This is a genomic window from Pigmentiphaga sp. (assembly GCF_033795525.1).
GTDB lineage: Bacteria > Pseudomonadota > Gammaproteobacteria > Burkholderiales > Burkholderiaceae_B > Pigmentiphaga.
Genome location: NZ_JARYGM010000003.1, coordinates 339,658 through 358,431, shown reverse-complemented (window position 1 = coordinate 358,431; position 18,774 = coordinate 339,658). Strand labels below are relative to the sequence as shown.

The 18,774-nt window shown below is 66.2% G+C and carries 19 protein-coding genes; 3 read left to right on the top strand and 16 right to left on the bottom strand.

Going from position 1 to position 18,774, the window contains the following annotated elements; all coding sequences use genetic code 11:
• The first annotated feature begins 185 nt into the window (after nt 1–185).
• Nucleotides 186–1,601 carry a DEAD/DEAH box helicase gene (locus tag QHC78_RS10280; protein ID WP_319744894.1) on the top strand — a complete coding sequence of 472 codons (1,416 nt, stop codon included), beginning with the start codon at nt 186–188 and terminating at the stop codon, nt 1,599–1,601.
• A 248-nt stretch (nt 1,602–1,849) separates the two neighbouring features.
• Nucleotides 1,850–3,091 carry an FAD-dependent monooxygenase gene (locus tag QHC78_RS10275; protein WP_319744097.1) on the top strand — a complete coding sequence of 414 codons (1,242 nt, stop codon included), beginning with the start codon at nt 1,850–1,852 and terminating at the stop codon, nt 3,089–3,091.
• Nucleotides 3,092–3,149: 58 nt separating this feature from the next.
• On the opposite strand, the gene QHC78_RS10270 is transcribed toward QHC78_RS10275, so the two are convergent.
• Genes QHC78_RS10270 through QHC78_RS10250 form a run of 5 tightly spaced genes read right to left on the bottom strand, consistent with a single transcriptional unit; the run spans nt 3,150 to nt 8,058 of the window.
• Nucleotides 3,150–4,556 carry an amidase gene (locus QHC78_RS10270; RefSeq protein ID WP_319744095.1) on the bottom strand — a complete coding sequence of 469 codons (1,407 nt, stop codon included), beginning with the start codon at nt 4,554–4,556 and terminating at the stop codon, nt 3,150–3,152.
• Between the two features lie 35 nt (nt 4,557–4,591).
• On the bottom strand, nt 4,592–5,644 hold the full coding sequence (locus QHC78_RS10265; RefSeq protein ID WP_319744094.1) for a 2,5-dihydroxypyridine 5,6-dioxygenase NicX family protein: 1,053 nt from the start codon (nt 5,642–5,644) through the stop codon (nt 4,592–4,594).
• Nucleotides 5,645–5,653: 9 nt separating this feature from the next.
• Complete coding sequence (locus QHC78_RS10260) at nt 5,654–6,289, bottom strand: isochorismatase family protein (protein WP_319744092.1); 636 nt, start codon at nt 6,287–6,289, stop codon at nt 5,654–5,656.
• A 10-nt stretch (nt 6,290–6,299) separates the two neighbouring features.
• Complete coding sequence (locus tag QHC78_RS10255) at nt 6,300–7,055, bottom strand: maleate cis-trans isomerase family protein (RefSeq protein ID WP_319744090.1); 756 nt, start codon at nt 7,053–7,055, stop codon at nt 6,300–6,302.
• 28 nt (nt 7,056–7,083) lie between these two features.
• Complete coding sequence (locus QHC78_RS10250) at nt 7,084–8,058, bottom strand: Bug family tripartite tricarboxylate transporter substrate binding protein (RefSeq protein WP_319744088.1); 975 nt, start codon at nt 8,056–8,058, stop codon at nt 7,084–7,086.
• Between the two features lie 183 nt (nt 8,059–8,241).
• On the opposite strand from QHC78_RS10250, the gene QHC78_RS10245 reads away from it, so the two are divergent.
• The gene (locus tag QHC78_RS10245) at nt 8,242–9,075 is read left to right on the top strand and encodes an IclR family transcriptional regulator (protein ID WP_319744086.1); all 834 of its coding nucleotides are present in this window, start codon (nt 8,242–8,244) and stop codon (nt 9,073–9,075) included.
• Nucleotides 9,076–9,097: 22 nt separating this feature from the next.
• Here QHC78_RS10245 and QHC78_RS10240 read toward each other — a convergent pair whose 3' ends face one another.
• The 11 genes from QHC78_RS10240 to QHC78_RS10190 all read right to left on the bottom strand — a co-directional run bounded on the left by QHC78_RS10240 (nt 9,098) and on the right by QHC78_RS10190 (nt 18,715).
• Nucleotides 9,098–9,607, bottom strand: a complete 510-nt coding sequence (locus QHC78_RS10240; RefSeq protein ID WP_319744084.1) for a 3-hydroxyanthranilate 3,4-dioxygenase — start codon at nt 9,605–9,607, stop codon at nt 9,098–9,100.
• An 11-nt stretch (nt 9,608–9,618) separates the two neighbouring features.
• Nucleotides 9,619–10,023: a RidA family protein gene (locus QHC78_RS10235; RefSeq protein WP_319744082.1), complete on the bottom strand. Its 405-nt coding sequence runs from the start codon at nt 10,021–10,023 to the stop codon at nt 9,619–9,621.
• Complete coding sequence (locus QHC78_RS10230; protein ID WP_319744080.1) at nt 10,016–11,431, bottom strand: amidase; 1,416 nt, start codon at nt 11,429–11,431, stop codon at nt 10,016–10,018. Before QHC78_RS10230 ends, QHC78_RS10235 begins: the two co-directional genes overlap by 8 nt.
• Nucleotides 11,432–11,440: 9 nt before the next feature.
• On the bottom strand, nt 11,441–12,601 hold the full coding sequence (locus tag QHC78_RS10225; RefSeq protein ID WP_319744078.1) for an ABC transporter substrate-binding protein: 1,161 nt from the start codon (nt 12,599–12,601) through the stop codon (nt 11,441–11,443).
• 173 nt (nt 12,602–12,774) lie between these two features.
• Complete coding sequence (locus QHC78_RS10220; RefSeq protein WP_319744076.1) at nt 12,775–13,497, bottom strand: ABC transporter ATP-binding protein; 723 nt, start codon at nt 13,495–13,497, stop codon at nt 12,775–12,777.
• Nucleotides 13,490–14,257, bottom strand: coding sequence for an ABC transporter ATP-binding protein (locus QHC78_RS10215; protein WP_319744074.1), 768 nt, complete (start codon nt 14,255–14,257; stop codon nt 13,490–13,492). Before QHC78_RS10215 ends, QHC78_RS10220 begins: the two co-directional genes overlap by 8 nt.
• Nucleotides 14,254–15,219, bottom strand: a complete 966-nt coding sequence (locus QHC78_RS10210; RefSeq protein ID WP_319744072.1) for a branched-chain amino acid ABC transporter permease — start codon at nt 15,217–15,219, stop codon at nt 14,254–14,256. Before QHC78_RS10210 ends, QHC78_RS10215 begins: the two co-directional genes overlap by 4 nt.
• Nucleotides 15,216–16,076, bottom strand: coding sequence for a branched-chain amino acid ABC transporter permease (locus tag QHC78_RS10205; RefSeq protein ID WP_319744070.1), 861 nt, complete (start codon nt 16,074–16,076; stop codon nt 15,216–15,218). Before QHC78_RS10205 ends, QHC78_RS10210 begins: the two co-directional genes overlap by 4 nt.
• Nucleotides 16,077–16,174: 98 nt before the next feature.
• Complete coding sequence (locus QHC78_RS10200; protein ID WP_413816456.1) at nt 16,175–17,335, bottom strand: ABC transporter substrate-binding protein; 1,161 nt, start codon at nt 17,333–17,335, stop codon at nt 16,175–16,177.
• Nucleotides 17,336–17,624: 289 nt separating this feature from the next.
• Complete coding sequence (locus QHC78_RS10195) at nt 17,625–18,314, bottom strand: RES family NAD+ phosphorylase (protein WP_319744066.1); 690 nt, start codon at nt 18,312–18,314, stop codon at nt 17,625–17,627.
• Nucleotides 18,311–18,715 (bottom strand): MbcA/ParS/Xre antitoxin family protein, encoded by a 405-nt coding sequence (locus QHC78_RS10190; RefSeq protein ID WP_319744064.1) that lies wholly within the window; start codon nt 18,713–18,715, stop codon nt 18,311–18,313. The genes QHC78_RS10195 and QHC78_RS10190 overlap by 4 nt, the downstream gene beginning before the upstream one ends.
• Nucleotides 18,716–18,774 lie beyond the last annotated feature (59 nt).

Below are 18,774 nucleotides of genomic sequence, written 5' to 3'. Positions count from 1 at the left end.
GGTAAACACCAAGCGGACATATGCGGGTACAATGGCCGCTTCCGTGCCCACCTCCAATCCGGGCACGCATTCCGGTCCGGCCCCTGTGCCGTATCTCGACCGGCACTTCCCTAGTCCTACGCACGTCAGCCTCGATTGGAGTCACTCAACTCACTGAGCGACGGGCCGTCGCTGGAGTTGTCTTGATTACTTCCGAAATTTCCTTTGCCGACCTCGGCCTGGCCGAACCGCTATTGCGGGCCATTGCCGATGCCGGATACAGCCATCCCACCCCCATCCAGGCCCAGGCCATTCCCGAGGTGCTCAAAGGCGGCGACCTGCTGGCCGCCGCGCAGACCGGCACCGGCAAGACGGCGGGATTCACCCTGCCCGTCCTGCACCTGCTTGCCGGCAAGCGGCCCGCCCAGGCCCGGCCCGGCCGCCCGCGCTGCCTCATCCTGACGCCCACGCGCGAACTGACCGCCCAAGTCGAGGAGTCGGTGCAGACCTATGGCAAGTACCTGCCCCTCAAGTCCATGGTGATGTTCGGCGGGGTCAACATCAATCCGCAGATTGCCGCGCTGAAAAAACCGGTCGATATCCTGGTCGCTACCCCGGGCCGCCTGCTCGATCACGTTGGCCAGCGAACGCTGGATCTGTCCGGCGTGGAAATCCTCGTGCTGGACGAAGCCGACCGCATGCTGGACATGGGCTTCATCCGCGACATCCGCAAGATTCTTGCCCTGTTGCCCGCCAAGCGCCAGAACCTGCTGTTCTCGGCGACGTTCTCCGATGACATCCGCGCGCTGGCCAAGGGTGTGCTGAACGATCCGGCCGAAGTGTCGGTCGCCCGCCGCAATACGGCTTCCGAGCTGGTGCGCCAGTCGGTGCTGCTGGTGCCCAAGGAGCAGAAGCGCGATCTGCTGAGCCACCTGGTGCGGACCAACGGGTGGAAACAGGTGCTGGTGTTTACGCGCACCAAGCATGGCGCCAACCGGCTGGCCGAGAAGCTGGTCAAGGACGGCGTGCCGGCGGCGGCCATCCACGGCAACAAGAGCCAGTCCGCCCGCACGAAGGCGCTGGCCGGCTTCAAGGACGGTTCGGTCGAAGTGCTGGTGGCGACCGACATCGCGGCGCGCGGCCTGGATATCGACCAGCTGCCGCAAGTGGTGAATTTCGAGCTTCCGAACGTACCGGAAGACTATGTGCACCGGATAGGGCGTACCGGCCGGGCGGGCGCGACCGGCTCGGCCGTCTCGCTGGTCGACGGCGAGGAAGGCAAGCTGCTGGCCGATATCGAGAAGCTCATCAAGCGCAAGATCGACCGTGAGCCGTTGCCGGCGTTTGCCGTGACGGCTCCCGATCGCGATGACCGCGAGCGTCCGCCCCGCTCGCACAACCCGAGGCAGAGCCGCCAGGGGGCACCCGGCAACCGGCCTGCGCAGGCCCCGCGCGCGTCCCAGCCATCGCGGCAATCGCAACCGTCGCGGCAAGCACGCACTTCTGCGGGCCAATCCGCCGGCGCGGCCAGCCAGGAAGCGGCGCGCCCCCACGGGCAACGGTCCGACCGCCCGGCACGCCGCCCTGCGCTGCTGGCGCCCAAGACTCCCGCTTCGCGTTAATCGTCTCCGCCCGCGTGGCCATGGCCGCGCGGGTGCTTTTCTTTTCTCTCGCCTGACGTACCGACTGTTCCCGCCGCGCGCGATGCGTTGACAGGGTGGAGTGTCGCTCGTACACTGTTTGCGAAACTAATTTTCGCAATGCGAACCACCCAGGTTATGGCCGGTATGTGCTTCGCCCCGAGGCTCGGTGCACTGCAGTCCGGACGTCCTTTATACCGTCATCACGTCTTACAGCGAGAACTGCACGCATGGAAGCGCCACAGGTACAGCCGCGGATTCTTATCGCGGGCGCCGGCATAGGAGGGCTGACTGCCGCCCTGGCACTCAAGAAGCTGGGGTTCGAGAACGTCGAGGTACTCGAGCAGACGGCGGTCTTGAAGGAAGTGGGAGCCGGCATCCAGCTGGGCCCCAACGCCGTCAAGGTCCTGCATCACCTGGGCCTGGGGCCGGCGCTGGAAGCGGTGGCCGTGGCGCCGCTGGCCACCAAGTCGCGCAATTGGGCGAGCGGCCGCACGATCCGCAACTTTCCATTGGGACAGGAGTGCGCGCAGCGCTATGGAGCGCCCTACCTCCATGTTCACCGGGCCGATCTCCACAATGCGCTGATCGAGGCCTACGGCCTGGGCAACGTTCGGCTGGGCAAGCGCGTCAAGACGCATGCGCAGGACGGCGGCGGCGTGCGCGTGGCGCTGGAATCCGGCGAAGAGCTTCGGGGCGATGTGCTGATCGCCGCCGATGGCGTGCATTCGGTCATCCGCGGCGAACTGCTGGAGGGCCGGGAACCGCGGTTCACCGGACTGCTGGCCTGGCGCGGAATGGCTGACGCCGAAAAAGCACGCCACCTAGGCATAGAGAGGAACGTCAATGCCTGGTGGGGTCCCCATCGGCACTTCGTGAACTATTACGTTTCGGCCGGCAAGCGCATCAACTGGATCGGCATCGTGCCGGCCGGCGAATGGCGCCTGGAGTCGTGGTCGGCGCGCGGGGACAAGGCCGAAGTGCTGAAGGAGTTCGACGGCTGGCATCCTATCGTGCGCGGCCTGATCGAAGCGACCGGCGATGTGTTCAAGTGGGCTTTGTATGACCGGGATCCCTGGCCGGTATGGACCCAGGGCCGGGTCACGTTGCTGGGAGACGCGGCGCATCCCATGGTGCCTTTCCTCTCGCAAGGAGGCGCGCAGAGCATCGAAGACGGCTATGTGATTGCGCTTTGCCTGGCCCGGCTGCCGCACGATCCGGCTGCCGCGCTGCAGGCCTACCAGGACCTGCGCACGGAAAGGACGGCGCGCGTGCAATTGGGTTCGCGCGAGGCGGGGCAGATGTTCCACCAGACCGATCCCTTGAAGAAGCTCATCCGCGACGTAAAGTTCCGCTGGGCGACATTGACCAACAGCCAGGAAAAATGGCGCCGCGTGGACTGGCTGTATCGCTACGATTGCGAAGCCGAGGTGGCGGCCCGGCTGGGGCCCGCGGTGGCCAAGGCGGCGTAAGGCGCAATCCACGCGGGGGCGCCGCGCGGCGTGCGCCACCCGGGTTTGCCGCTGGCGCTCAGTCCGCCTTCAAGGGCGGCCGAGGATCGAAGCCCAGGACCGATTCGAGCGCATGTGCCGCTTGCAGCACCAGCGCGTCGCCCCCGCGGGGCGCCACGATGTGCAGGCCCATGGGCAGGCCGGCGCGGGTCAGCCCCATGGGTATGCTGATGGCCGGCTGCTGCGTCAGATTGAAAAGCGAGGTGTACGGCGTCCATGCCCTGCGGTTGGGGAATTCCTCGAACGCTGCCGGGTAGGTGCGATCCGCGTCGAAGGCGGGGGCGGCAACCGTAGGAGTTAGCAGCAAGTCGAAGCGCTGGTGGAAAGCGAGCAGGCGCCGCGCCAGGTCCTGGCAACGGGCCTGGGCAGCCATGTAATCTTCCAGCGTGACCGTCCGTGCGTCGGCGAGAATCTCCAGCATGCCTGGCGAGAGCAGCGCCTTCTTCTCGTCGGACATGTGCTGCAGCGCGTAGCGGTAGCCGGACTGCAGCAGCACGAGATAGGCATCGATGGGGTTTTCGATGTCCGGGTCGGCTTCTTCCACCGTCGCACCCAGGTCTGTCAAGAGACCCGCCATGCGCTGGAAGGCTTGCGCGATGTCGGCGTCGACCTTGGGCGCATAGCCCAGCGTCAGGCTCAGGGCGATACGCCGGCCGGCCAGGCCCCGCTCCAGGTCGCCTGCCAGGCTTTCGGGCCGCCAGGGCAAGGCCATGGCATCGCGGGGGTCGGGCCGGGCAATGATGTCGAGCACCGTGGCCGCGTCGCGCACCTGGCGCGCAACGGGTCCGACGCAGGACAGTCCTCCCGCCACGTTGGGCGGATACATCGGTACCAATCCGCCGGTGGGCTTGAAGCCGACCACGCCGGTCAAGGCCGCCGGTATCCGCAGTGATCCGCCGGCGTCCGAGCCGAGCGCGAACGGACAAAAGCCGGCCGACACCGATACCGCGCCGCCGCCCGTGGAGCCGCCCGCCTGCTTGCTCGTGTCCCAGGGGTTGCTGGTGATGCCGGTCAGCGGGCTGATGGTGACCGGACCGGCCCCCAGTTCCGGCATGGTCGTCAGGCCGAGCAGCACCGCCCCGCCTTCTTGGCAGCGCTGGACGCCGGGCGCGGTTTCCCTGACGGCGTCTTCGGGCATCGCGCGGGAACCGCGGCGGTACGGCAGGCCCGCCACCATCAGGTTGTCCTTGGCGGTGAAGGGAACGCCGTCCAGCGGACCGAGCGGCTGCCCCTGCATCCAGCGGGCTTCGCTCGCTTGCGCGGCGGCGCGCGCGCGTTCGGCGTCCATGACCGTAAAGGCATTGAGGCGGGGATTGAGCGCCTGGATGCGATCGAGCTGCGCGTCCAGCACCTCTACCGGCGAGAATTCCTTGCGCTGGAAGCCGCGCGCAAGCTGGGACAGGGAAAGGAACGGCAAGTCTGACATGCTGAGATCTCGGGTGGGGTGGATGGGACGATCGCCTATTGCGGGCCGGCGCCTTCGACCCGCTGGCCGGGCGCCACGACATCCCCGTCGACCACCATGGGTTCGTCGTCGACGTAGAACGAGCACCGGCGCATAGGAATATCGAGATGCGCCTTGGTGCGCCGGCTGCCGCCGGGGCCGGTCGAAAAGAGGAAATTGCCGTAGAACGATCGCGCCTCCATGCCGATGGTGGCAGCCTTGTCGTACAGGCCCAGCGAGGTCCAGCGGGCCTTGGGCTGCAATCCCCATCCCAGGTGGGACACGGCAAAGGCATCCGGATCGTTGAAGCCGCGCAGGTAGGTGTCCAGGAATTCGGCATCGAGCCCGCCGGAGATGCCGACGATGGTGCCGCGTTCGATCTCCAGCGTGATGGGGCTCTGCACGTAATTCTTGAATGGCAGGATGATGTCGCCCGGCGCCAGCACGACTACGCCTTCGGCCGTGCCGTCGTCCGGCAGGCGGGCCACGAAGCCGCTGGGCCAGTGGTCCCAACGGCCCGGAGCATCCACGTATCCATATTCGGCGGTAATCGGATAGGCGCCGATGGCGGCGGTCAGCCGCGTGCCCGCGGCGGAGGTGACCGTGATGCGCCGGCCTTGCGCATAGACATCGCGCGCGGCCAGCACGCGGCGCTTGTCGTCCTCGGACGGCATGACCCGCGCCAGCACCTCCGGCGGTTCATAGGCCAGCAGCATGCGCGTGCCCGATTGCAAGACCTCGCGCTGGCCCGGCGTGAACAGCAGGAATACCGTGTCGATCACCAGGTCCGCCGCCTTCATCGCGGCCAAGGCCATGGGGTCGTCATCGATGGGCGAGGCGCCGCTCACGACGGTGGGGTCGGTGCCGACCTCGCAGGTGTCCCAGTTGGGCGGGATCTCCAGGCGCACGACGCGGGCGCCCAAGGCCACCGCCGCCCGGGTCGCGGCTTCAACCACGCGGGTATCCGAGTTCTGCGAGGTCAGGACCAGCACGTTTTCGCCGGGCACGAGCCGCGACAGCGTCAGGACTTCCGTCCAGCACTCGGTGAGTCGGGATGGGCTCAGGGGCATGGCACCTCCTTATGCGCGCAAATGAACGAGTCGGTCCAGCACATCGGCCAGCGTCTGCACTTCCCCATACTTCTGGCTCATGTCGAACAGGCTGGCCTCGTGGGGCCCCGGCGCGCGGTCGCCGACACAATCGGCCACCACCACCGGACGGAAGTTGTAGCTCATGGCGTCGACCACGGTGGCGCGAACGCAGCCGCTGGTGGTGCAGCCCGCCACCAGAACCGTATCGGCGCCTTGCCGGATCAGCCAGCCGGCCAAGTCGGTACCGAAGAACGCGGAAGGCTGGGTCTTGCGTATGATCGCATCCTCCGGCCGAACCTCGAGCTGCGGCACGATCTGGCTTTGCGGATGGTCTTCATGCAGCGAGGCCAAGGCGGGGATCTTCATGCAGAACACGCTGTCGGCACCGGGGGCATAGACGATGCGGCTGAAGGCCACGGGCATGCGCGCCTGGCGTGCCGCCGCGAGCAGGGTGACCGTCGCGTCGATCGCCGCGGGAATATTGCCGCCGCCCAGCACGTCGGGGTCGTTGAAGCCATTGACGAAGTCGACCACGACCAGCGCTGGCCGGCTGCCCCAGCCGCTGCTCGCGCCCAGGCCCTGCTTGCGATAAATGGATTCCGCGGTGCGGCCTGTGTCGTTCATGGCGCGCTCCTCAATACGCGCCGCTCAGCAAAGCGCCGGCTTGCGGCACCTTGCGCTCGAGGCCCAGGCGCTGGAGCATGGTGTAGGTCGTGGCGACCGCCGCGGACAGCACCGGCAGACCCAGCCGCGCTTCTACGGCCGGTACGGCGGCGAGCGACGGCATTTGCACGCACGCCGACAGCACGACGGCGTCGGCGCCGCGGATTTCGAGCTTGTCGGCGATGTCCACCAGTGCCAGCGGATCGCGGTTGCCCACCGCACGGTTATCGTCGATCTCCAATGAAATGGCGTCCACCACTTCGACGCCTTCCGCCTCGATGTAGTCGACCACCAACCGAGTCAGCGGCTTCATGTACGGCGTCACGATAGAGACCTTGCGGGCACCCAGCGCCTGGATGCCATTGAGCAGCGCACCGGCGCTGGTGACGACCTGGGTGGACGGATGGCCCGCGGCGGCGATGCGGGTCAACTTTTCTTCCGATTCGCGATGGTAGCCCTTGCCCATGGACATGATGGCGACCAGGCATGCGTAGCCGATCACGTCGACCGCCGCATCGCTGAGTTCGGCCGCGCAACGGTCGGCCTGCGCATCCATGGCGGCGAGCTCTTCCTTGTTGACCTTCATCATCCGCATCCGGCTCGAATGGAAGGTGAAGCGTTCCGGCGCGATGGTCTCGCGGGCGCGGAACATGGCGGGGACTTCCGTCTCCATGGTGGTGTTGGAACTCGGGACGATCTGCCCGATGCGGTAGAACGGCTTGTTCATGCGAGAGTGCTTCCTGTGGAGGCGAGCGTTATTCCGGCCGGATGTTCGCGTCGCGGATGACGGTCCGGAAAGTGGCCAGTTCCTCGTGGATGATCCGCGCGGATTCCTGGGGCGAGGTGTATCGGGTAATGATCGATTGTGCCAGCAGCGGTTCCTGCACTGACTTGTCCGAGAAGACCTGCTTGAACGCCTGGTCCAGCTTGGCGATGACCTCGGGTGGCGTGCCAGCAGGCGCGAGCGCGAACAGCTTGGCGCTGACGTCATAGCCCTTGAGGCCGGCCTCGGCTGCCGTCGGTACGTCGGGCAGCAGGCTGATCCGTTCCGGCGAGGCCACGGCCAGCGCCTGCAGTTTGCGGTTGCGGATATGGGGCAGCGTGGCGGCGAGGCTTTCGATGCTCATGTCGACCTGGCCGCCGACCAGATCGAGCAGCGAGGGCGCGATGCCTTTGTAGGGCACGTGCAGCAAGTCCACGCCGGCGGTGCGCTTGAACATTTCGCCCGCCAGGTGCTGCACCGATCCGTTGCCGCTCGAGGCGAAGGTCAACACGCCGGGCCGCGCCTTGGCCTGGGCGACCAGCTCCGGTACGGACGCGGCCTTGACGCCGGGGTTGGTCACGATGACGAACGGGATGCTGCCGAACACGGAAACCGGCGTGAAGCTTTTTTCCAGGTCGAACGGGGTGGAGCGCTCGTAGAGCAAGCTGTGGATGGCATGGCTGGTCAGCGAGCTCCACAGCAAGGTGTAGCCGTCCGGCGCGGATTTGGCGACGAAGTCCGCGCCTATGCTGCCCGTGGCGCCGGGCCGGTTAACCACGACGACCTGCTGGCCGAGCTGCTTGGCCAGCACGGGGCCGGCTACCCGGGCGGCCGCGTCCACACCGCCTCCCGGGGGCCAGGGCACGACGAGGGTGATGGGCTTCTCCGGCCATTCCGCCTGCGCCGCGAGACTGCATACCAGCGCGGCGCCCCCGATGGCGGCCTTCAGGACAGCTTTGACGTTCATGTTGGACCTTTGATGATGAGAAGGAAGGCCCCCAGCTCCCCCTGCTGCGGGCATGTGGCGCGAAACCGGCCGGAAGCGGCGCGATAGGTGAAGGTTCGCAATGCGAAAGTTAGTTTCGCAAATATTTCGGGTATCCTACCCAACAACTTTTAAGCGTGTCAACGAAGTTTGCGAGCAGGAAGGATGAGAGGAACTTCCCAGTCCAGGGCGAACCACCGCGTGCAATTCGCTGAACCGGGCGCCGACGAGGACCCCGGCCGGCAGTTCGTGACGGCGCTCGCCCGCGGCCTGAATATCCTCCAGGCCTTCACCCAGGGCGATGCCTCGCTGGGCAACCAGGAGCTGGCCGAGCGCACCGGCCTGACCAAGCCCACGGTTTCGCGCCTGACCTACACGCTGACGCGGCTGGGCTACCTCGTCTGTTCGCCGCAGACCGGCCGCTACGAACTCGGTACCTCCGCCCTGGCGCTGGGGTACTGGGCCATGGCCGGTTCATACATCCGGCAGGTCGCCAAGCCCTTGATGGAACAGGTGTCGAGCGAGCTGAACCTGTGCTGCGCGCTGGGCTACCGCGACGACGCCGATGCAATCTATCTCGAACATACCCGCGGGTCGGGCGCGCTCATCATGAGCGTACAGTCGGGATCGCGCACGCCGCTGGTCACGACTGCCATGGGCCGGGCCCTCATCGCCGTCATGGACAAGCGCGAGCGCGACAAGCTGTTTGCCGCCGAGAAGACGCGGTACGGCGCGCAATGGTCCAAGATATGCAAGGGGGTCGAGGAAGGCCTGAAGGACTACCAGGAGCGCGGCTTCACCATGTCGCTGGGCGACTGGGAAAAGGAAATCCACGCGGTGGGCGTACCGCTCGCCCTCAACGACGGCAACCCGCCGATGGCGCTCACCCTGGGCGGTTCGGCTTATACGCTCGATCGCAACCTGCTGGTCGGGCAGATCGGCCCCCGGCTGGTCGACCTCGCCCAGCAGATCCGCCACAGCCTGAAGTCCCGCGCTTAGCCGCGGCCGCCCTGCGCCGCTTTCAGGGCCTGGGCATGACCGTCCCGCACGACTTGCAAGTGCGGAATTCCTCGCTATCGAAAAAACGCTGGTAGGCTTTCGAGACCGGATCGGCGGCATAGTCCGCGACGTGGCACGATTCCTCGTGCAGGAAGGCGTCGCAATTGGGGCAGAACCACTGGAAGCGGTCGAGTTCGCCGGGCTTGCGCTTGCGCTCCTGTACCAGCAGGTAGGCATCCGGCGGAAAACGCGGCGAATGCGGGATGCCGGCCGGTGTGTAGATGACCGATCCCTGCGCAAGGACGGCGATTTCTTCCTTGCCCTCGGGTGTCCGGTAGTGCAGGTTCATCTGCCCCTTCACCATGTACATCATTTCGTCGCTGGGGTTGATGTGGAACTCGCTGCGGTATTCGCGGCCGCGCGCGAGGAACACCAGCGACTCGGGTTCCTGCCAGAGCACGCTGACCCGCTTGCCGCTTTCGGCGAGTTCGTCGCCGCGCTTCATCAGGTCGACGATGGGCATCTTGAACATCGCGAGTCTCCTTATCCGAAATAGGCGACGCAGTCGATCTCGACGCGCACCCGGGGGCGGTGCGGCGTGCCGCCTATGCAGGTCCGCGTGACTTTCTCGCCGCCCATGAAGTCGCGGAACGCTTCGTTGAACGCCGGGAAATCGGCCACGTCCCGCAGGCATACCCGCATGTTCACGACGTTGGCCAAGGTGGCCCCGCCGGCTTCCAGCACCGCCACGAGGTTCTGCAAGGTGCGCCGAGTCTGCTCCCGGATGTCGTCGGACACGACTTCCTTGGTGGCCGGGTCCAGCGGACCCTGGCCCGAGACGTAGAGGAAGTCGCCTGCCCGTATGGCCTGGGCCAGCGGCGAGGGGGTGTTCTTGTCGGTGAACCCGGTGACGGGCGCCTGCGAGGATTGGACGATGATCTTAGGCATGATCGGACTCCTGGATGAAGCGAGTGGACTCCAGCATCTGGGCGAAGTCGAGCACGTCGTCGTCGCGGTATTTGCGGCCGACGATCTGCAGCCCGACCGGCAGGCCATGGGTGTCGGCCGTGAGCGGCATGCACAGGGCCGGCTGTTGAGTCAGGTTGAAAGGAAAGGTGTAGGGATTGGCCAGGTGCCAGTTGCACGCCTGGCGGATCCGGTCGCGCAGCGGATGGTCGTCGGCGCAGAAGGCGCCGACCGCGGGCGGCCCGGCGGGGCTGGCCGGAGTCAGCAACAAGTCGATGTCGGCGAAAGCGACCGCGATCTCCGTGGCGGCGTCCCGCAGCCGGACGCGGGCCCGCGCCAGCCGTTCGTTGCTAAGGGCCCCGCCGTCTTCGCATGCCTGCTGCAGGCGGGGGTCGAGTTCGGCGCGCTGGGCCGGCGTGGCGTCCACGAAGGATTCATAGAGGCGGTTCAGCCAGAGCGCCCAGGAGTCCTCGGCAAGCGCCATCCAGTCCATGTGCAGCCGCGTTACGGTGTGGCCTTTGCGCGCCAGGCGCTCGGCCAGCGCTTCGACCGCCGCTTCCACGGCCGGGTCCAGCGCGGTGTCGGCGCCGACGCCGGTCATGTAGGCGATGGCGGGCCGCCGGGGCGGCAGCTCCTGAGCGCGGGAATATAGCGAATGGGGATCCAGCGGATGCGGCCGGCCCATGACTTGCAGCGCCAGCCGGCAATCGGCCACGGAGCGGGCGATGGGCCCCAGGTGCGCGAAGTCGGCGAATGCGCTCAGCTTGGGGCCGGAGGGAATGGCCCCGAAGCTTGGCTTGATGCCCACCAGGCCGCAGTACGAAGCGGGAATCCGGACCGAGCCGCCGGCATCGCTGCCTACCGCCAACGGCCCCCATCCCCGCGCCACGTGCGCAGCGGCGCCCATGCTCGAGCCGCCCGCGCTTCGGCCGGGGGCGGCCGGGTTGTGCGTGACGCCGGTGTGCGCCGAGTCGGAATCGGCCAGCCAGCCGAACTCGGACGTAGTGGTCTTGCCGAACAGCACCGCGCCCGCCTGGCGCAGCAAGGCGACGCTCGGCGCATCGGCCGCCGCCGGGCCGGCGCCGGCCGTCAGCCTGGAGCCCCGCCGCGTGGGCCAGCCTGCTACATCGACCATGTCCTTGATCGAGACCGGGATGCCGTCCAGCGGCCCGATCGGGGACCCCGAGCGCCAGCGCCGGGCCGATGCCTCGGCCGCCCGCATCGCAGCTTCCCGGTCGATCAGGCAAAAGGCGTTCAGTTCGCGGGCATCGTCATCCAGGGCCTCGAGCAGCGCCGTGGCGAGTTCCAGCGGCGACAGCGTGCGGCTGCGGTAGGCCTCGTGCAGTTCCACCGCCGATTTCGACAGCCAGGCGTGGGCCGGTGCTGGCATGGACGTCTCCTACTTGGGTTCGATGGTCTCGAACTCGACGTTGGCGAGCCGGCCATCGACCCGCTCTACCTTGCGCATGTAGACGCGTTGCCGGACGTCGCGCGTGGCCGGATCGATCTGGATCGGTCCGCGCGGGCTCTCCAGCTTCACGCCCTTCATGGCGGCGATGAGGGCATCGCCGTCGGTCTTGCCGCCGGTCTTGCGCAGGGCTTCGTAGATCAGGGCCATGCCGTCGTAGCCGGCGACAGACATGATGGTGGGCCGCGCCTGCGGTCCGCGCAAGGCCTTGAAGGCCTGGACGTATTTCTTGTTCAGCGGCGAATCGTGGTCCATCGAATACGGATAGCCCGTGACCACACCCAGTGCCGCGTCGCCCATGGATTCGATGGCCGCCTCGTCGGTAATGTCGCCGGTACCGATCAAGGCCGTGCCGGCCTCGGACAGCTTCCTGGCCCGGTATTCGCGCATGAAGGCGGGCGCCACGTCGCTGGCGTTGACGAAGGCGAAAATCGCGCTGGGGCCGGTGTCCTTGATCTTCTGCATGTACGGCGAGAAATCGAGGGTATTGATAGGCGTGCGCACCGCTCCCGCCACGTTGCCGCCGGCCTTCTTGTAGGAGTCCAGGAATGCGGCTTCCACGTCATGGCCGGGCGAGTAGTCCGCCACGACCGAGTACGCCGTCTTGTAGCCCTGCTTGAGCATCCACTGGGAGATCGGCGGCACGATCGCCGGCAGCGAGAACGACGTGCGCACGATGTAGGGCGAGGTCGCAGGCAGGTTGCCTGCCGCGGCGTTCATGATGACCATGGGCTTCTTCGCCTCGGTGGCGATGGGCGCCACGGCCAGCGCGTTGGGCGAGAACGCGAAGCCGGCGATGAAATCCACCTTCTCGCGCACTACCAGTTCCTGCGCATGTCGCTTGGACAGCTCGGGGTTGGGCCCGCCGACGTCCTTGACGATCACCACCACTTTCTTGCCCGCCACCGTGTCGCCGTGCTCTTTCTGGTAGACCTGGATGCCGGTTTCCATCTGCTTGCCGAATTCGGCGAAGGGCCCGGACATCTCGCCTATGAAGCCTACCTTGACGACGCCCTGCGCTTGCGCGCCCGCAGCCGCCACCAGCGCGCCCGCCGCCAGCCCCAAGCGCAACCCCAGTTTCTCGACTTTCATGATCACACACTCCTAGAGCAGAACTCATTTCCGCGAACCGCGACACCGCCCCAAGGCGCAGTGCGAACTTCCAGCAAAGCAAACCTGCTACGCCCCAAGATGCCGGCCGCCGACCAGGATGCGGCGGATCCGGCTCCGCCGGTCCGTCCGCATCGCCCCCTGGGGGGCGCGCGTCAGCGCGTAGGGGGGGGCCTTCTACCCACACCCAGCAATTGATCGAGCCGCTCGGTATCGGCGGCCAGCTCGGCACTGCTGCCGGCGTAGCTGACCACTCCCCGCTCGAGGACGATGGCGTGTTGCGACATCGACAGTGCAAGGACGGGATGCTGTTCGACGATGATGGCGGTCAGCCCTTCTTCGGCGCACATGCGCCGCACCGCCTCGGACAGTTCCTCGACGATGATGGGGGCCAGCCCTTCCATGGGTTCGTCCAGCAACAGCAGCTGCGGATTGGTCATCAGCGCGCGGCCGATGGCGAGCATCTGCTGTTCGCCGCCGGATAGCTGGCCGCCATAGTTGGCGGCGCGTTCGCGCAGGCGGGGAAAAAGGCCGTAGACGCGTTCCCGCGTCCAGTGCGTGCCGCGCGCGATGACCTCGAGGTTTTCCTGGACCGTGAGCGAGGGAAAGACCTCGCGCTCCTGCGGTACCCAGCCTATGCCTCGCCGCGCCCGCTCGGCCGACCGCAGATGGGTGATGTCCTCGCCCAGCCAGCGGATGCTCCCGCGCTTGACGGTCGTGTTCCCCATGATGGTTTCGAGCAGCGTGGTCTTGCCCACGCCGTTACGGCCCAGTATGGCCAGGCTCTGGCCGCGTTCGACCGTAACCGACAGGTTGTTCAGCACGACCGCGTCGTTGTAGCCGGCCGTGAGGTTCTGTATTTGCAGGAAATCAGACACGCGAATTCCCCAAGTAGGCAGCCCGCACTTGCGGGTCGGCGGCGATTTCGGCGGGCGTGCCCTCGACCAGTACCGCGCCGGCCACCAGTACCGAAATGCGCTGCGCAAAGCGGAACACCAGGTCCATGTCATGCTCGATGAAGAGCACGGTCATTTCCCGCGGCAGGCTGGCGATGACCTCGAACAGCTCGCCGCTTTCGTCTTCCGGAACGCCTGCGGCCGGTTCGTCCAGCAGCAGGATGCGCGGCTTGGAGGCCAGCGCCAGCACGATCTCCAGCAGGCGCTGCTTGCCATAGGGCAGCTCCGCCGTATCGGTGTATGCGTACTGGGCCAGATTGAACTGCTTGAGCAGCGCGTGAGCCTCGTCCGAGACCCAGGAGCAGCCTTGCAGCGAGCGCCACCAGACCTTGCCGAGCGCGTCGCGCTCGGCAATGGCCAGTGACGCCGCCTGCAGCGGCGAGAGCCGCGGAAACAGCGTGTTGATCTGGAAAGTGCGCACCAGCCCCCGGTGCACGCGCTTGTCGGTCGACAAATCGGTGATGTCCTGGTCGTCCAGGCTGATGCGGCCTTCGGACGGGCGCAGGATGCCGGTAAGCAGGTTGATGAGCGTGGTCTTGCCAGCGCCGTTGGGGCCGATCAGCGCCTGCCTGGAGCCTGGCGCGATGTCGAGCGTGACATCGTTGACGGCGGTGAAGGCGCCGAATCGCTTGGTCAGATTCCGCGTGCGCAGCGCGGGCGTCGTCATGGCGGCGGTCGTCATTGCTGATGCTCCCGCACCCTGAAGACCTTGGACAGCATGCCCAGCACGCCCCCGCGGCCGACCATGACGACGATGATCAGGAAAATGCCCAGCCAGAACATCCAGAACTTGGGATCGAAGTCCGAGAAGAAGTCATGCACCGTCATATAGAGCAGTGCCCCGATCAGGCCGCCATACAGGCGGCCGGTGCCCCCAAGGATCAGGATGATGAGGATCTCTGCAGAACGGTTGAAGCTGATCATCTCCAGTCCCACGAACTGCGTGGTCTGGGCCAGCAGCGCTCCCGCCACGCCGGCGATGGCAGCCGAAAAGCAATAGGCCAGGCGCAGCCGCGAATCCACCGGGGAACCGATGGCGAGCATGCGCCGCCGGTTGTCGTGGATGCCGCGCAGCACCAGGCCGAACGGCGATTTCAGCATCAGGCGCACCGCCAGGAACAGCAGCAGCACGATGCAGAAGGTGTAGATGAAGGCCGTCTTGCCCCACAGGTCGAAGCGGAACTGGCCCAGCACCGGCCACATGTCCACGCCTTGCAGGCCGTCGGCGCCGCCGGTGATGGGCGTGAGCCGGTTGGCCAGCTCGAAGAACAGTACGCATACGCCTATGGTGATCATCAGCCGGGTGAGGTCGCTGCCTCGCACGATCAAAAAGCTCAGCAAATAGCCCAGCACGGCGCACGTCGCCAGCGCCAGCAGCAGTCCCGAGAAGGGCTCGCCCCAGCCGTATTTGGCCAGCAGGCCCGCCAGGTAGGCGCCAAAGCCGAAGAACGCCGCATGGCCGACGGTGAGAATGCCCGCATAGCCCAGCGCGATGTCGAGCGCGATCGCGAACAGGCCCGTGATCAGGATCTGCGTGATCAGCACCAGTTTTTCGGGCAGCAGGAAGTAGGTCGACGCCAGCAGCAGCCAGAACACCACTTCCAGCGCCAGGGTCTGCTTCGGATTCAGATTGAGTTTCGTCATGTCAGCCCCCGCTTGGGGATCAGGCCGTGCGGCCGCACCAGCAGCACCACCACCATGAAGACGTAGATCAGGAAGGCACCCAGCTGCGGTATGTAGTACTTGCCGCCGACGTCGACGATTCCCACCAGTACCGCGGCCACGAAGGGGCCGACGATGGTGCCGGCGCCGCCTACGCACACCACGATCAGGAAATAGATCATGTATTTGAGCGGGAAGGAGGGATCCAGGCCCAGCATGCCGAGTCCCAGCGCGCCGCCGAGGCCGGCCAGCCCGCAGCCGAACGAGAAAGTCAGGAAGAACAGGCGGTCCACCCGCACGCCTAGCCCCGCGGCCACCCGCTGGTTGTCGACCGCGGCGCGGACCATGGCGCCATAGCGCGTCTTGTTGATCAGCAGCAGCAGGCCCGCGAGCACGGCAAAGCCCACGATGATCAGGAACAGCCGGTAGGCCCCGACGTCCATGCCGAGCAGCGAGATCTGGCCTTGCAGCCATGCGGGCGTGGTGAAGGGCTGCATGGTGGGGCCGAACAAATAAGTCGCGCCCGCGACGAAGACGAACACGATGCCGATGGACAGCAGGACATGGTCGAGCGGATGGGCCCGATAGAGCCTGCGGAAGAAGGCGAACTCCAGCAGCGCGCCCACCAGGGCCGCGGAGAGGAATGCCAATGCCAGGCTGGCGACGAACGGTATCTGGAGACGGCTCATGGCCAGCGCGGCTACGTAGCCGCCCACCATGGCGAAGGCGCCGTGCGCAAGGTTGACGAAGTTCATCAGACCGAGCGTGATCGACAAGCCGACCCCGATCAGAAACAGCAACATACCGTAGGCCAGGCCGTCGAAGATTACGATGCCCATGAATCCTTCCAGGTGACGTGCAGGGGGAATACGGAGTTTCTAAGCGCGGCGTGGTCCGGCCCGCGACGGACCGGACCACTGCGTCGCACAGCCGCGAATTACTTGGCCTTGCCGGGATCCTTCACGTTGGCAAGATGCGAGAACTCGACGTTGTAGAGGTGGTTGCCGCGCCGCTCGACCTTGCGGATGTAGATGTTCTGCACCACGTCGCGCGTTTCGGGGTCGATCATGATGGGACCGCGGGGGCTTTCCCACTTCGTGCCTTTCATTGCCTCGATGGCCTTGGTGCCGTCGATCTTGCCATTCAATTTCTTGATGGTTTCGTAAATCAGCGCCATGCCGTCATAGCCGCCTACCGCCATGAAGTTCGGGCGGATCGAGGTGCCGAACAAGGACTCGTAGCCTTTGATGAAAGCCTTGTTCTTGGCGGAGTCGTGCGCGGCCGAGTAATGGAAGGAGGTGGTCAGGCCGAGCGCCACGTCACCCATGCTGTCCAGGAACATGTCGTCGGTACCGTCGCCCGTGCCCAGGGCGCGGATGCCGGCCTGCTCCAGCCCGCGTTCGCGGTAGGCGCGCAGCATGAGGACCGACAGTTCGCCCGACGGGAACCACAGGAAGGCGGCGTCCGGCTTGGCGTCCTTGATGCGCTGCATATAGGGCCCGAACTCCGGGTTCTTCAGCGGTACTGCCACCTCGGCCACGATCTTGCCGCCGCCGCCGGTGAAGGTCTTGCGGAACTGTGCGTTGGCGTCCTGCCCCGGGCCGTAGTCGGCATACAGCGAATACACCGTCTTGATGCCATTCTTGAGGGCCCAGTCGGCAATGGCGTAGGCGTTCTGGGGCAGCGTCATGGACGTACGCACGACATAGGGCGAACGCTCGGTGATCGAGGAGGTCGCCGCATTCATGACCACCATCGGTATCTTGGCCTCGGTGGCCAGCGGAGCCACGGCCAGCGCGTTGGGCGTAAAGCCGAAGCCTGCCAGGAATTCCACTTTGTCGCGGGTGATGAGTTCCTGCGCCACGCGCTTGGCGACTTCCGGATTGGGGCCGCCCACATCCTTGATGACGAGTTCGATCTTGCGGCCGGCGACGACGTCGCCATGCTCGTGCAAGAACAGCTTGGCGCCGTTGCTCATCTGCAACCCATATTCGGCTTGCTGGCCCGACATTTCGCCGACGAAGCCGATCTTCAAGGGAGTCTGCGCCGCGGCCACGCCGCTCAGCGCCATTCCCAGTACATAAACCCACATGCGCATTTTCATTGTCGTGGTCCTCCCGATAAGGAACGAGGTCTACGCCCGGGGCGGCAGGGCCCCGGCACGTGTACGTACTGCATTGCGGGCAATGCCGCGGCGTTGCTGCTGCATGGATACCAATGGTGACGATATCAGCGCCCGGTCAATCACGTAACCGTATACGAAAATCGAAATTACGCCAATAATCGATTTCCAGCAGTCAGGGGGGAGAAAAGGCCCGTAGAGCCCCGAAAAACGGGCCTCCAGCCAGTGGTGCGGGAAATGCCCGGGCAGCGTCAGGCTTGAAAAGTCAGACCGAACGCAATGCCGATTTGGAATACCAGCCGCTCATCCGCGTGCCGTCCCAGACAAAGGCAATGTGCTGGGATTGTCTGCACCGGCTGAGCGCGCGCGGCCGGAACACTGCCGCGCACTGTCCGCCCGGGCGGCGCACGCTGTCGTAGGCAACGCCCCAGCTGCCTTCGCGGCGGAGTTCCCGGGCGAACGCCTGGCTGGCGGCGTAGTTGTCGGGGTCGTAGATCTCGGGCAGGGTGTGCTGGCGGCCCCGCAGGTCATGCAGCGGCGCGGCCAGGTCGGCCAGGTAGTGCCGCATGTCGATTTCGATGGCCGGTTCGCGGGTGGCGGCAAGGAATACGGAGCGGTGGTACATGGTCTCCGCCACCGCGGTCTCCAGGCTTTCGCCGGCGTAGTAGACGCCCCAGGTGCCGTCCGTGAACCGGCTGCCCTCCGGGTTCAGATGCGTGAAGGCGGCCATGATGGGGGTCGTGCCCGGCCCGGAGACACGTTCTTCGGGCGGCACCAGGTGCAGGTGGCCTGCCTCGTCGCGCACGCGGGGATTGGTCAGGTTCTCGATGGCGAAAACCACGTCCAGGTCGGCCGGGTCGGCCACGCGGTCGTACAGGCTGGTGGGGGGAAATCGGCTGGGAACCAGGCGGTGGCAAGGCGTCCATTGCACGTCGGAGACGACCGCAAGCGTCATGTCCAGCCTCCTCGCTGGGCATCGAGATAGGTGCGCACTACATACAGGTCGCTGGTCATGCCGCTGAGCATGCGTTCGAGCGCGGGCCGCCCGCCGAACAGGGGCGCTTCGTTGGGGCGACGCAGCCAGGCGTCGGCGCGCTCGGGTACCGGCAACAGCACCTGCAAGGCCTTGTAGATGCCGAATACCAGCGACAGGCGTTCGAGCGTGTCCCGTGGCAAGGGCGCGGGCGCGCGTCCGTTTTTCCAACGGAACATGGTGGAGCGCGGCACCCCCAGCAGCGTGGCCGATTCCTCGGCGCTGAGCTGCCACGCCTGGGTGATGCGGAAAAACGTGCGCAGGGCGGCGTCGGTCGCCGCCTGGCTGTTCAATTCGGGCGTCTTGGAAGCAGCAATGGCCATGGTGCTTTCCTGTGTCGTGCATGCAGGAACCAGCTTAATCTCATTTGAGACTTAAATCA

What these genes read in the sequence shown, in the direction of transcription:
- QHC78_RS10275 (WP_319744097.1), top strand. Translation starts at nt 1,850, where the DNA reads ATGGAAGCGCCACAGGTACAGCCGCGGATTCTTATCGCGGGCGCCGGC.
- QHC78_RS10270 (WP_319744095.1), bottom strand. Translation starts at nt 4,556, where the DNA reads ATGTCAGACTTGCCGTTCCTTTCCCTGTCCCAGCTTGCGCGCGGCTTC.
- QHC78_RS10265 (WP_319744094.1), bottom strand. Translation starts at nt 5,644, where the DNA reads ATGCCCCTGAGCCCATCCCGACTCACCGAGTGCTGGACGGAAGTCCTG.
- QHC78_RS10260 (WP_319744092.1), bottom strand. Translation starts at nt 6,289, where the DNA reads ATGAACGACACAGGCCGCACCGCGGAATCCATTTATCGCAAGCAGGGC.
- QHC78_RS10255 (WP_319744090.1), bottom strand. Translation starts at nt 7,055, where the DNA reads ATGAACAAGCCGTTCTACCGCATCGGGCAGATCGTCCCGAGTTCCAAC.
- QHC78_RS10250 (WP_319744088.1), bottom strand. Translation starts at nt 8,058, where the DNA reads ATGAACGTCAAAGCTGTCCTGAAGGCCGCCATCGGGGGCGCCGCGCTG.
- QHC78_RS10245 (WP_319744086.1), top strand. Translation starts at nt 8,242, where the DNA reads ATGAGAGGAACTTCCCAGTCCAGGGCGAACCACCGCGTGCAATTCGCT.
- QHC78_RS10240 (WP_319744084.1), bottom strand. Translation starts at nt 9,607, where the DNA reads ATGTTCAAGATGCCCATCGTCGACCTGATGAAGCGCGGCGACGAACTC.
- QHC78_RS10235 (WP_319744082.1), bottom strand. Translation starts at nt 10,023, where the DNA reads ATGCCTAAGATCATCGTCCAATCCTCGCAGGCGCCCGTCACCGGGTTC.
- QHC78_RS10230 (WP_319744080.1), bottom strand. Translation starts at nt 11,431, where the DNA reads ATGCCAGCACCGGCCCACGCCTGGCTGTCGAAATCGGCGGTGGAACTG.
- QHC78_RS10225 (WP_319744078.1), bottom strand. Translation starts at nt 12,601, where the DNA reads ATGAAAGTCGAGAAACTGGGGTTGCGCTTGGGGCTGGCGGCGGGCGCG.
- QHC78_RS10215 (WP_319744074.1), bottom strand. Translation starts at nt 14,257, where the DNA reads ATGACGACCGCCGCCATGACGACGCCCGCGCTGCGCACGCGGAATCTG.
- QHC78_RS10210 (WP_319744072.1), bottom strand. Translation starts at nt 15,219, where the DNA reads ATGACGAAACTCAATCTGAATCCGAAGCAGACCCTGGCGCTGGAAGTG.
- QHC78_RS10205 (WP_319744070.1), bottom strand. Translation starts at nt 16,076, where the DNA reads ATGGGCATCGTAATCTTCGACGGCCTGGCCTACGGTATGTTGCTGTTT.
- QHC78_RS10200 (WP_413816456.1), bottom strand. Translation starts at nt 17,335, where the DNA reads ATGCGCATGTGGGTTTATGTACTGGGAATGGCGCTGAGCGGCGTGGCC.
- QHC78_RS10195 (WP_319744066.1), bottom strand. Translation starts at nt 18,314, where the DNA reads ATGACGCTTGCGGTCGTCTCCGACGTGCAATGGACGCCTTGCCACCGC.
- QHC78_RS10190 (WP_319744064.1), bottom strand. Translation starts at nt 18,715, where the DNA reads ATGGCCATTGCTGCTTCCAAGACGCCCGAATTGAACAGCCAGGCGGCG.